Origin of the sequence: Candidatus Cardinium hertigii (assembly GCF_050864855.1) — a bacterium.
GTDB lineage: Bacteria > Bacteroidota > Bacteroidia > Cytophagales > Amoebophilaceae > Cardinium > Cardinium hertigii_C.
Window position 1 is genome coordinate 1 of sequence record NZ_JBOZWW010000055.1, and the last position, 11,878, is coordinate 11,878.

12 protein-coding genes and 1 pseudogene are annotated in these 11,878 nt (G+C 37.7%); 1 reads left to right on the top strand and 12 read right to left on the bottom strand.

The window, feature by feature from the left end; translation table 11 throughout:
• The 12 genes from uvrC to rpsL all read right to left on the bottom strand — a co-directional run.
• Nucleotides 1–1,796, bottom strand: a 1,796-nt coding sequence (uvrC, locus tag ACRRVB_RS02895) for an excinuclease ABC subunit UvrC (protein ID WP_432466484.1), incomplete at its 3' end; no start/stop codon positions are given.
• Nucleotides 1,797–1,818: 22 nt separating this feature from the next.
• Nucleotides 1,819–2,181, bottom strand: a complete 363-nt coding sequence (gene rbfA, locus ACRRVB_RS02900; RefSeq protein WP_432466485.1) for a 30S ribosome-binding factor RbfA — start codon at nt 2,179–2,181, stop codon at nt 1,819–1,821.
• A complete protein-coding gene (gene tpiA, locus ACRRVB_RS02905; protein WP_432466486.1) occupies nt 2,162–2,938 on the bottom strand; it encodes a triose-phosphate isomerase in 777 nt (258 codons plus the stop codon). Before tpiA ends, rbfA begins: the two co-directional genes overlap by 20 nt.
• Before the next feature lie 10 nt (nt 2,939–2,948).
• Complete coding sequence (locus ACRRVB_RS02910) at nt 2,949–3,929, bottom strand: pyruvate dehydrogenase complex E1 component subunit beta (protein WP_432466487.1); 981 nt, start codon at nt 3,927–3,929, stop codon at nt 2,949–2,951.
• A gap of 95 nt (nt 3,930–4,024) precedes the next feature.
• Complete coding sequence (locus ACRRVB_RS02915; RefSeq protein ID WP_432466488.1) at nt 4,025–4,765, bottom strand: diadenylate cyclase; 741 nt, start codon at nt 4,763–4,765, stop codon at nt 4,025–4,027.
• A 311-nt stretch (nt 4,766–5,076) separates the two neighbouring features.
• A complete protein-coding gene (locus ACRRVB_RS02920; protein ID WP_432466489.1) occupies nt 5,077–5,955 on the bottom strand; it encodes an NAD(+)/NADH kinase in 879 nt (292 codons plus the stop codon).
• Between the two features lie 69 nt (nt 5,956–6,024).
• Complete coding sequence (locus tag ACRRVB_RS02925; RefSeq protein WP_432466490.1) at nt 6,025–6,330, bottom strand: septum formation initiator family protein; 306 nt, start codon at nt 6,328–6,330, stop codon at nt 6,025–6,027.
• Nucleotides 6,331–6,493: 163 nt separating this feature from the next.
• Nucleotides 6,494–7,780 carry a DNA recombination protein RmuC gene (locus ACRRVB_RS02930; protein ID WP_432466491.1) on the bottom strand — a complete coding sequence of 429 codons (1,287 nt, stop codon included), beginning with the start codon at nt 7,778–7,780 and terminating at the stop codon, nt 6,494–6,496.
• 258 nt (nt 7,781–8,038) lie between these two features.
• The gene (rpsJ, locus tag ACRRVB_RS02935) at nt 8,039–8,344 is read right to left on the bottom strand and encodes a 30S ribosomal protein S10 (RefSeq protein WP_014934224.1); all 306 of its coding nucleotides are present in this window, start codon (nt 8,342–8,344) and stop codon (nt 8,039–8,041) included.
• A gap of 19 nt (nt 8,345–8,363) precedes the next feature.
• On the bottom strand, nt 8,364–10,505 hold the full coding sequence (gene fusA / locus ACRRVB_RS02940; protein ID WP_432466492.1) for an elongation factor G: 2,142 nt from the start codon (nt 10,503–10,505) through the stop codon (nt 8,364–8,366).
• On the bottom strand, nt 10,506–10,976 hold the full coding sequence (gene rpsG, locus ACRRVB_RS02945) for a 30S ribosomal protein S7 (RefSeq protein ID WP_432466494.1): 471 nt from the start codon (nt 10,974–10,976) through the stop codon (nt 10,506–10,508). It abuts the gene before it with no gap.
• Nucleotides 10,977–11,031: 55 nt separating this feature from the next.
• Entirely contained in the window at nt 11,032–11,409 is a 378-nt protein-coding gene (gene rpsL, locus ACRRVB_RS02950) for a 30S ribosomal protein S12 (protein WP_432466496.1), read from the bottom strand.
• A gap of 330 nt (nt 11,410–11,739) precedes the next feature.
• On the opposite strand from rpsL, the pseudogene ACRRVB_RS02955 reads away from it, so the two are divergent.
• Nucleotides 11,740–11,878: pseudogene (locus ACRRVB_RS02955) on the top strand (IS5/IS1182 family transposase); the annotation flags it as partial.

The window sequence follows — 11,878 nt, forward strand, 5'->3', positions numbered from 1 at the left end:
TTAGCTAGATTGGCTTGGTCTAAAAAATAGTCATGCAATCGTTTCGCTTTTGATGGCCCAATTATGCCAGCTAAGGTTGATAAAGAACTGGATTGAATCGTTTTGGGGCTACCCAATTTTTCTAATAGTGCGGCTAATGTCTTGGGCCCAATACCGGGAATAGCCTTCCATGTAGACTGGAATGTACTTTTGCTACGTTGTTTTCTATGAAAGGTAATGGCAAAACGGTGGGCCTCATTTCTAAGCTGTTGGAGCAGTTTGAGTGCAGAAGATTGTTTGTTCAAGTATAAGGGAAAAGGATCATTGGGAAAGTAGAGTTCTTCTAATCGTTTGGCAATGCTGATAATGGCTACTTTGCCATATATACCTAATTCCTGTAGCGCCAAAATAGCAGCATTAAGTTGTCCTTTTCCACCATCTATTACAATAAGATTGGGTAATCCGGATGACTCTTTTGGTTGATAACGGCGCTTGACGATTTCATACATAGAGGCAAAATCATTGGGCCCTACCACCGTTTTAATATGATAGTGCCGATAGTCTTTTTTAGAAGGTTTGCCATCCTTAAAGCAAACCATAGCTGCTACTGGATGGGCGCCTTGAATATTGGAATTGTCAAAACATTCTATCCAATAAGGTATCTCTTTTAATTTTAAATCATTTTGTAATTTTACCAGTATTAGATTGGGTTTTTCTTGAAAATTAGATTTTTGATATAAAAAGTCTTTTTTACATAATAATGCATTTTGCAGTGCCAAGTCTACCAGCTTGCGCTTGTCACCCATTTTGGGCATGCTGATGGCAAAAGGGCCCATGGTTAGGTTCAGAGGTAAGTTTACTAAAACTTCTGGGGCATTACTATGGCTGCAAGAACGGAGTGCACAGATGACCAAAGGCAATAGATCTTCCATCTCCTCTTCCAATTTTTTGGTTAGCACACGATGTTGGGTAAAAGAAATCGCGCCTTGCTTAATATGCAAGTAACCTACAAAAGCATGGGTGTCATCTGAAAGAATGGCCACTACATCTAAGTCGCCCACTAGTGGATTGATCACTAAAGACTTCGCTTGGTATTGATCCAGTACCATTAGTTTTTCCTTAAACCGTTGGGCCTGTTTATAATCAAGTAGGTCTGCAGCTGCACCCATTTGTTCTTTAAATGCCTTCTTCACAGAGGCAAAATTGTTTTTAAGTAAGGCCTCTATTTGCGCTATTTCTTTTTGATAATCCGATTCATCTTGATAATTCTCGCAAGGTCCTTTGCAGTGGCCCAAATGGTAATCCAAACAAACTTTAAACTTATTTTTGGTTATATTTGCAAGGTTATAGTTGCAGGTACGAAAAGTAAATAATTTTTTAATGACCTCTAAGGTTTGTTTAATGGTGTAGGAGCTGGTAAAGGGGCCGTAGTATTTTCCCAAAGGAGGCACTGTTTTACGGGTGATGATCAGTTTAGGAAATCGATCGTTTGTAATACATAAGTAAGGATACGTTTTCCCATCCTTTAGCAAAATATTATAGCGTGGTTGTAGTGCTTTGATGAGGTTATTTTCCAAAAGTAGCGCTTCATACTCGGAATTTAAAGCCGTATAAGCAATAGAGGCAATATGGCCCACCATCCGCTCTGTTTTTAAGTTATGTACCTTGCTAGCCGCAAAATAATCACCCACCCTTTTTTTTATATTTTTTGCTTTACCTACATAAATAACCTCGTCTTTTTGGTTATAGAATAGATAAATACCCGGCAAGCTGGGTAAATGTTGTATATCATTTGGGCTATAGCGTGGCGTTTCCATACTGTAAAACTACAAAATCCTTTTATGGCTCTACAAAATTTAATTGATCTATTAAAGCAGTCACACGTGCACCTTGTCCAACTGAATGGTCGAGTATAAACTGTAAATGGGGCATTTTGTATATTTTACCAGCCATCCTTTTGCCCAATAATCTTTTAATGGTATGCTTATGGTCATTCATCTTTTTTAATAACCCTTCCTGATCCTCATTAAGCGAAAAACTTAGGTAAACTTTTGCCAGACTTAAATCGCCGCTTACGTGAACCGTTGTAACCGATATCAACACATGACCCAACCACCTCTTGGCTTCTGTTAAAAAAAGCATACCTAGCTCTTTTTGCACCATCTTAGCGATTTGTTGTACTCTAATTACAGTTTGTACCATCTTTTTGTTCAAGTAATGCAGTAACAATTTTCATAAAATCATCTACCCGCAGCGAAGCGCCCCCGATAAGGCCACCTGCTACATTGGGACAGTTAAATATTGCTTTGGCGTTTTGGGGATTACAGCTGCCACCATATAGAATCGGGACATTTTTACTGCCATATTGGTGCCATAAGATTTCTTTTATAAAGCTGTGCATTGCTTCAATCACTTCTAAGGAGGCCACTTCTCCTGTACCAATGGCCCAAACAGGTTCGTATGCAATACCTACTTTTTCTATTTCCGTAATGCCATCTAAACTTTCCTCTATCTGTTGTTGCACTACTGCTTTATGTCTGCCATTTCTGCGGTCCTTCAAACTTTCTCCACAGCAAAGAAAGGGTTGCATCCCTTGTTCTAATACTCTTTTAACTTTTTTACCTAAAAGTAAATGATCTTCTTTTTGATAGACTCTTCGTTCACTATGGCCAATTAGTACGCTACCTACCCCTATATCGGCCAGCATGGCCGCAGATACTTCTCCCGTAAAAGCACCTTCTGGCTCGTGGTGGCAATTTTGGGCGGCTAACTGAATAAAGGTTGAACCATTTAGCAACGTCCTTATAGCTGGTAAGTGCACAAAAGCAGGCGCAATACATAACGCCAATGAACCGCTATCTATGGCCTCTAATTGAGGCAACAAATGTTGCATAAAAAAAGTGGCTTCTTCTATGGTTTTGTACATTTTCCAATTGCCTATAAGGTACTTTTTGTCCATTTTTGATCGATTACGTTAAATATAATACTTGCTTTAGTGCCGCCACTGTTTTGGCTACATTGGGTAAAATGGCCTCTATTAATGTAGGCGCATAGGGCAACGGTACATCCAGACTATTTACTTTTTGAATCGGTGCATCTAGATAGTCAAAAGCATGCTTTTGTACTTGGTAAGCTATTTCAGAGGCAATAGAGGCCAGTGGCCAGGCTTCTTCTAAAACTACCAAGCGGTTGGTTTTTTTTACGGACTGAATAATGGTAGATAAGTCCAATGGGCGGACGGTACGTAAATCAATTAATTCTACTGATATACCTTGCTTTTTCATGACAGTTGTGGCTTCATTGGCTACTTTTATCATTTTACCAAAAGAGACCAACGTTACATCGTTTCCCATTGCTATCAAATGGGCTTTACCGATTGGGAGCAAATAGGTTTCTGGAGGCAGCTTTCCTAAGTCACCATACATTAACTCTGATTCCATGAATATAACTGGATCATCATCTCTAATGGCACTTTTGAGCAATCCTTTTGCATCATAAGGATTAGAAGGCACTACTACTTTTAGCCCTGGACAGTTTGCATACCAATTTTCAAAATTTTGAGAATGTTGGACACTTAACATACCGGCATTACCAGTTGGTCCTCTGAATACAATAGGCACATGGTATTGACCACCAGACATAGCATACATCTTAGCAGCTCCGTTCACAATCTGATCTATGGCTACTAAGGAAAAATTAAAAGTCATAAATTCTATAATCGGACGCAAGCCATTCATAGCTGCACCAATACCTAGCCCTGTAAAACCTAGTTCGCTAATAGGGGTATCTATAACCCTTGTGGGGCCAAAATGTTCCAACATACCTTGGCTGACTTTATAGGCCCCATTATATGAGGCTACCTCTTCACCCATTAAAAAGACCATTTCATCTCTTTGCATTTCTTCTATCATTGCTTCTCGCAATGCTTCTCTAAATTGTATGGTCCGCATCTCCTAGTATTTTATATAAATAAATCAAATCATTTTTATGAAAGATAGGGCGCGTCTAGTAAAAAACAGTACATCTTTCATCTGTATCCAGGATTTCAATCCTTACTGATATAATCCTTTAGCGTACTTCTAATTTCTTGAGCAGATAGGTTATTTTCCATTGTGCCCTTTCTCGCTATGGATATTTGACCCGATTCTTCTGAAACGATTAAAACCAGCGCGTCTGTGATTTCACTAAGTCCAACGCCTGCTTTATGGCGCAATCCAAAACAAGCAGAGATATTTCCATTTTCAGTCACGGGTAAAATGCACCTTGCTGCTACGATCTTATTGCTATGAATGATCACTGCACCATCATGCAATGGACTATCTTTGTTGAAGATCGCAATCAATAATCGAGCAGAAACTACAGCGTTAATCAAATCTCCAGATTCTTCATAGTATCTAAGATCTCCATCTTTTGTAAAAACGATTAGCGCACCTGTGTTGCTTCCACCTAATGTTTGAACCGCTTTTACCACTGGTGTTACATCTACTTCGGTCTTTTTATCCCTCCACCACGGAATCATTTGTATCATCATGGCTTTGCTGCCCAAAAGACTTTTTCCGATGCTAAATAAAAAATGTCGAATCTCTCTTTGAAATAAAATAATCGGAACAATAGGGCTTGTAAATATGCTTAAAATAGATGCCAACAGTTTAATATCTAGCGTTTGAGCCATCCGGTAAAAGAGATGTACCATACATAAACCCAACATACTCTTTTCCGCTACGCTCCCCTTAAAAAATGTATATACCCAATAGATGAAGCAACCCACTAGTACCATATCCGTCATAAGGGTAAAACGGATGTCCCTAATTTCAAAATATAATGGGTTAAATAGCATGCCTTAAATATTTTTTACATTCAAAGTCAAAATAATTTGCATAGAATGGATGTATAGAAATATACAAGCCAGTATGATGCGTAAGTTTTTTAACCAATTTTATGCTAAAAAGTAATTTTTTTACTTTAAAGGTAAACTTAAAATAAACCTAAAATATATAAAAAATATATTAATGATAAATTATTGGTCTAGATGCTGGAAGCCTCTGTGGCCTACATGGGTTTGGTTTTGTTCCTTTTGTTTTACTAGATTTGTGACCGCTATTGTTTTCTAGCATCCAATCCCCAATACAACTTTTCACGCAATACATCAAAAATAGTTGTCTCACTAAACTGGACCAGTTTCAATACAAAGGGCGCTTTTTTAACTATAAGTTCTTCTTGCATAGTGATTGGGATAGTCCTTCCATCTATGGCTACCAGCATATCTTTTTTATTATCGCGCCTCACTACGAAACTTAATAGCGCGCTATCAGCCACAACCAATGGCCGTAGTGCCAAATTATGGGGACTGATAGGCGTAATCACCAAGCTATTTGAACTAGTCAATACAATAGGGCCTGCGCAACTCAACGAATAGGCTGTAGAACCTGTAGGGGTAGCAATAATCAACCCATCTGCCCGATACGTAGTAATAAATTGCCCATCTATATAGCCATCAATGGTTAGTAAATTAACTTTATCTCGTTTCACCAGTGCTATTTCATTCAATGCAAAAGCAATCGGCACATCTGAACCATATAAGGCCAAAAGGATCCGCTCTTCTAGGGTATACTCCCCTTTAAAGAAAGCTACTAATCCCGCAATGGCCTCTGCTTGGGTAGCCCTAGTTAAAAACCCCAAACTACCTGTATGGATACCCAATAAAGGAATGGCATGGTTTTTAAGATAATGGGTAGTTTCTAGAAAAGTTCCATCTCCCCCTAAACTTATGATCAATTCTAAATCTAATTGTAGATTTAACTGCGTTAAATCGAAAAGGAGTAGTTGGTTTAGCGAAACGATAGATGTATCTAATAACTCAGCTAAAGTGCTAGAAATCATTATCCGTTTTTGGTATATTTCTGCTAAAGTGACCACTCTCTTTAAAAAATCTAGGCCAACTGGACAGATTTTTCTGCTATGTATGGCAATTGACATGAAGCTATTATACAAGATTTAAATGTTATCAAAAACAGCTAAAAAATTTAGCTATGCGTTTCCTCATCCCTATGCTGGTATAATAACGTATAAATCTTCTTGCTCGCGCTTCATATAGTATTTTTCACGAGCAAGCTGCTCTAAAAAATCAGGATTAGAGGCAAGCTCTTTTTTTGCTTTTTTAATCTTTTGAATCTGAAAAGTGTAGTCTGCCGCATCTATTTGCAATTTTTTCCAACGTTTGTACAAACTATATTGTACAAATATATTTTGATAATCAAAAAACAACATCCATATTGTAAAAAATAAGATCGAAATAAAATAGAAATTTAACCATACTTTTTTAGTAGGCCATATTGTAGTTTTGTAGTTCATAATAAGTCCTTAAAAATCTTTACCCTAAAATAGGGCAATAATTTTGGAGCAATGGCCGGGGTGATTACTAAGTTTTAAATAGCAAAACCAACCCAATATTTTCCTTAACACAAAGGCATACCCGTTTAACTACTATGGTTTAGACCGATGGTTCGATGATTTTTTAGTTTTCTTTGGTTCTATCTATCAGTTTTTGATCTAAGACTTTACTAGTGCGTGCACCTAATTGTTTCATTTTCTCTGCTCTAGATACCAAACTTCCCTTTCCATCATATAGTTTTTTAGTAGCTTCTAGGAAGTTTTTTTGTGTTAAATCCAATTGTCGACCTATATTTTTAACATCTTCTATAAACGCAACAAATTTATCATATAAGGCCCCACCTTGGGTGGCAATTTCTAAAGCATTTTGATTTTGATAGGCTTGTCTCCATAAATTTGCAATCGTACGGAGAGTGGCTATTAAATTCGATGGTGATACAATAACAATATTGCGTTCATAGGCTTCATTAAATAGCATGACTTCTTCTTGAACCGCTAGTGCAAATGCTGGCTCAATGGGTATAAACATTAAAACAAAGTCTAACCCTTGAAGGTTGTAAAGTGATTGATAGCGCTTCTCGCTTAGTATTTTAATATGGCGTCTAATAGAGTGAATGTGTTGTTTAAGATGAAAAGCTTGTTCCGAGGGATGCGCGTTGTTAAAAAACTGTTCATAATGCGTTAAAGATACTTTTGCATCAATGATAATATTTCGACCTTCTGGTAGATTAATGATTACATCTGGCTGCAATCTTTGTCCATCTTCTGTAGTAATAGAGGGTTGTATGACATATTCTCTATTTTTAACCAATCCAGATTGGGCAAGAATATTTTCCAAAATAAACTCACCCCATCCTCCTTGTAATTTTGTATTTCCTTTCAGTGCCTTGGTGAGCCCTTCTGCTTCTTTTGTGATTTTTAGATTGAGGTCATGGAGTTGTTTTAGCTCTGTCCGTAAAGCCACATTTCTTTCCAAACTTTCTTGGTTGTATTGCGTTACCTGCTGAGAAAATCCCTTAATTTTTTCGCTAAGTGGTGTCAACAACTGTTCCATTTGGCGTTGACTCTGGTCTGAAAAATTTTTACTTTTTTCTTCTAATAGTTCATGTGCTAAGTTTTTAAAATGGATGGTCAGCTGCTTTTGAAGTTGTTCTACAGATTGTCCTTGTTCGGCTATTTTTTCCTCTAAATAGTGGGTATGGGCGTGTGAAGTTGCTAGCTCTTTACTAATATGCAGATATTTTTCTTGTAATGTGTTAGATTGATATTGGCATGCTTCTAAATGTTTTTCGAGATTGGAAATTGTATTTTGCAAAGTTGAAATGGTTACTTTGCTTAGGATCTTTGCCACCCACCATCCGATGGTTAAACCAATAAGCGCTGTAGCAATAAAGTAGATTAAGAACGACATGGCGATCAAAAATAGAAAAAGATAAAAGCATACTATAAAAAGCTGCAAAAAGCCTATGCTCAAAATGGTTAAACAGTATCTGGTCTAGAATTTTTATCTAGCTGCTGTACGATTTACTTTTAAGAATGGCTTTTTAACAAAACCTAAAGTAGACTTTTACTTTTTATGTTAGATAGCCAAATAGTTTAAGGGATATACCAATGACCCATCTATAAAAGTAACTTTTTATATAAAACTTATGTTCGTTTTATAGCAGCTTTAAACTTTAATTTCAACCTCTACACCACTAGGTAGTTCCAGCTTGGTCAATGCATCTACTGCTTTTGAACTACTAGAGTAAATATCTATCAGTCTTTTATGGGTACAAAGTTGAAATTGTTCACGCGACTTTTTATTGACATGTGGCGAACGCAATACAGTATACACTTCTTTTTTACCTGGAAGTGGAATAGGACCATTTACTACTGTTTTAGTAGCTTTTACAGCTTTGACGATGCTATCTGCTGATTTATCTAAGAGGACAGCATCGAATGATTTAAGTTTGATTCGAATTTTTTGATTCATATGATTGGTGCTTATGCTGCTATACCGTTATGCCTTTTGCTTTATTAATAATAGCTTCTGCTAAATTTTTAGGAACAGGTTCATAATGCGAAAAAGTTAATGAAGCAGATGCCCTACCTGAGGTAATGGTTCTCAGATCTGTAACATAACCAAATAGCTCTGCCAATGGTACGTCTGCTTTAACAATTTGTGTGCCCCCTTTACTATCCATTCCTTTCATAATGCCCCTTCTTCTATTAAGATCTCCGGTTACAGAACCTGTAAACTCATTAGGCGTAGCTACTTCTACAGACATGATCGGTTCTAAAATTACAGGAGAAGCTTTTTGTGCAGCAGCCCTAAATCCAGCTCTAGCGGCTAATTCAAAAGATAGGGCATCTGAATCTACATCATGATAAGAACCATGAAAAACTTTAACCCGCATAGACTCTACCGGATAGTTTGCCAATGGACCATTTTCCATAGCTGCTGCAAACCCTTTTTGAATAGCTGGAATAAATTCTTTAGGAATCACCCCCCCAATAATTTTATTTACAAATTCCAATCCAGGGTTAATGGCCGCTCCTTCCACTACTTCTCTAGGTCCTATCTCAAAAACAATATCTGCAAATTTACCCCTACCACCTGTTTGCTTTTTATAAACTTCTTTATGCTCTACCGTAGCAGTAAGTGCTTCTTTGTAGGCCACTTGTGGGGCACCTTGGTTGATTTCAAGTTTAAATTCACGTTTAAGCCGATCAATAATAATTTCCAAGTGCAACTCACCCATCCCTTTCAAAATGGTTTGACCTGTTTCACGATTGGTTTCCATCCGTAAAGTTGGATCCTCTTCCATCAGCTTGGCAATAGATAGGGTCAACTTATCCTGGTCTGCTTGTTTTTTAGGTTCAATAGAATAACCAATTACCGGTTCTGGAAAGGTGATTGCTTCCAATATAGCTTTATCTTTTTCACTTGTCAGGGTATCTCCTGTTTTAATTTCTTTAAAGCCTACTACTGCACAAATGTCTCCTGCTTGTACCCCATTGATGGGATTTTGTTTATTGGCATGCATTTGCATCAGACGCGCAATCCGTTCTTTTTTCCCTGTTCTATTGTTTTGAACATAGGATCCTGCATCTAGGGTACCAGCATAGACCCGTAAAAAAGCAAGCCTACCCACAAAAGGATCCGTTGCGATTTTAAAAGCCAATGCCGTAAATGGCTCACCATTTTCTGGCTTTCTCAGCATTACTGCTTCCGTATCTGGATGGGTACAAGCTACTGGAGGCAAATCTATTGGAGAGGGAAGATAGGCACATGCTGCATCCAATAGTGCCTGAACCCCCTTATTCTTAAAGGAAGAACCACAAAGTACAGGAGAAAAAGAGAGGTCAATAACCGCTTTTCGAATGGCTGCTCTTATTTCATCTGGTGTAATGGTATCTGGATGGTCAAAGAATTTTTCCATTAATGGTTCATCATAACTGGCTACACTTTCAATCAGCTTTTGACGCCATTCTTCAGCAGTCTCTATCAAATCATTAGGAATAGGTATAACCTGGTAGGTCATACCCAAATCATGCTCATTCCAAACAATTGCTTCATTGGTAATCAAATCTACTATCCCTTTAAATGACGCTTCACTGCCAATAGGAATTTGCAAAGGAACAGGATTGGCTCCTAGTTTTTCCTTGATTTCATTCAAGGCATTAAAAAAGTTTGCACCGGCTCTATCCATTTTGTTTATAAAACAGATACGAGGTACCTTATATTTATCTGCTTGATGCCAAACCGTTTCAGATTGGGGTTCTACACCAGATACGGCACAAAATAAAGCAACAGCACCATCTAAAACACGCAAAGAGCGCTCCACTTCTACTGTAAAATCTACGTGACCAGGTGTGTCGATGATGTTTACCTTGTAGGTTTGCGTCTTATCAGTTGTTTTGCCCTGTATCGTAGGATATTTCCAAAATGTAGTCGTAGCAGCAGAGGTAATGGTAATGCCACGCTCTTGCTCTTGGGCCATCCAATCCATCACAGCCCCTCCATCATGTACTTCACCTATTTTATGGGTTAGCCCTGTGTAATATAAAATACGTTCTGTGGTAGTCGTTTTACCCGCATCAATATGGGCCATGATGCCTATGTTTCTTAAAAAAGTTAGTTCGCCGGCCATTTATCTCAGGTTAAAGTGTGAGTAGGCTCTACTGGAACTTGCCATTTTGTGGGTATCTACCTTACGCTTGAAAGCAGCACCTTCTTCCTTAGCAGCTGCAATGATTTCATTGGTAAGTTTTTCTTTCATAGTCTTTTCTCCGCGGGATCTTGCATAAGTAATCAACCATTTCATACCTAAAAATACCCTTCTATCTGGTCTTATTTCAACGGGAACTTGAAGCGTAGCCCCACCAACACGTCGACGTTTGACTTCTAAAGTAGGGGTTACGTTTTGGAGCGCTTTGCGCCAAATTTCTAATCCTTCTTCTTTTGTTTTTTGAGAGACTGCTTCAATGGTGTCATAAAAAATGCTAAAAGCAAGACTTTTTTTGCCTCGTTCCATTAATCCGTTTACAAACCTAGTCACAAGCGGATCACCATATTTATAGTCGGGTGCTAATACTCTTTTCGTAGCTTGTTTTCTTCTCATGTTATTGCTTTCACTGAAATTAATCTTTTTCTGGAGCTATTTAAATGTCACCCTGTTACTTTTTTTTTGGTTTTTTCGCACCATACACAGATCTACCTTGACACCTTCCACTTACACCTGAAGTATCCAACACACCACGAATAATAGAGTAGCTGACACCTGATAAATCTTTTACGCCCCCTCCTCTGATTAGCACAATAGAGTGTTCTTGCAAGTTATGACCCTCCCCAGGAATATAGGTGTTCACTTCTTTACCTGTTGTGAGGCGTACTCTAGCTACTTTTTTCATAGAAGAGTTGGGTTTTCTTGGCTTCATAGTATACACTTTGATGCATACACCTCTTCGCTGCGGACATGATGCAAGTGCTGGGGACTTGGATGCAGAAGAAGGTTTTTTTCTCCCTTTTTTTACGAGCTGTTGTATGGTTAACATGTACGATTTATAATTTTTGTTTTAAACCTAAAGGTGTGTAAATTTAAGGAAATTATAGGCCTATATCAAAATCTTAAAAAGGCTAATAAGTTGCCTATCAAAACTGACCAGCTGAATATACGTATTAATATTGACTATTTCTAATAAAGTAGCCTACTTAATACGCAGCAGACTATTTATACGGGTAAAATGTTTAGCGCTGTTGTATGAAGCTATCTATCGCAAATGATCCTGCGGTAGGAGCTAGATAGTGTCGTCATGAAATATTTTGTATATTTGTTTTGTAGTTCATATTATATTTTTAGATCATAACATCAATTATATTTATAGATGTCTAAATGGATTCACCGTCATGATATTTCAGACAAAGTATGGTCTATTTTATCACCTCTACTTCCAGGTCAACAAGGAGGTTGGGGAGCTGTTGCCAAAGATAATAGACTGTTTATTAATGCAGTATTTTGGATTT

Excerpts from the sequence above, each read along its gene's own strand:
- rpsL (WP_432466496.1), bottom strand. The coding sequence starts at position 11,409 with ATGTTAACCATACAACAGCTCGTAAAAAAAGGGAGAAAAAAACCTTCT.
- rbfA (WP_432466485.1), bottom strand. The coding sequence starts at position 2,181 with ATGGTACAAACTGTAATTAGAGTACAACAAATCGCTAAGATGGTGCAA.
- ACRRVB_RS02915 (WP_432466488.1), bottom strand. The coding sequence starts at position 4,765 with ATGACGGATATGGTACTAGTGGGTTGCTTCATCTATTGGGTATATACA.
- ACRRVB_RS02920 (WP_432466489.1), bottom strand. The coding sequence starts at position 5,955 with ATGTCAATTGCCATACATAGCAGAAAAATCTGTCCAGTTGGCCTAGAT.
- rpsG (WP_432466494.1), bottom strand. The coding sequence starts at position 10,976 with ATGAGAAGAAAACAAGCTACGAAAAGAGTATTAGCACCCGACTATAAA.
- ACRRVB_RS02910 (WP_432466487.1), bottom strand. The coding sequence starts at position 3,929 with ATGCGGACCATACAATTTAGAGAAGCATTGCGAGAAGCAATGATAGAA.
- tpiA (WP_432466486.1), bottom strand. The coding sequence starts at position 2,938 with ATGGACAAAAAGTACCTTATAGGCAATTGGAAAATGTACAAAACCATA.
- fusA (WP_432466492.1), bottom strand. The coding sequence starts at position 10,505 with ATGGCCGGCGAACTAACTTTTTTAAGAAACATAGGCATCATGGCCCAT.
- rpsJ (WP_014934224.1), bottom strand. The coding sequence starts at position 8,344 with ATGAATCAAAAAATTCGAATCAAACTTAAATCATTCGATGCTGTCCTC.
- ACRRVB_RS02930 (WP_432466491.1), bottom strand. The coding sequence starts at position 7,780 with ATGTCGTTCTTAATCTACTTTATTGCTACAGCGCTTATTGGTTTAACC.
- ACRRVB_RS02925 (WP_432466490.1), bottom strand. The coding sequence starts at position 6,330 with ATGAACTACAAAACTACAATATGGCCTACTAAAAAAGTATGGTTAAAT.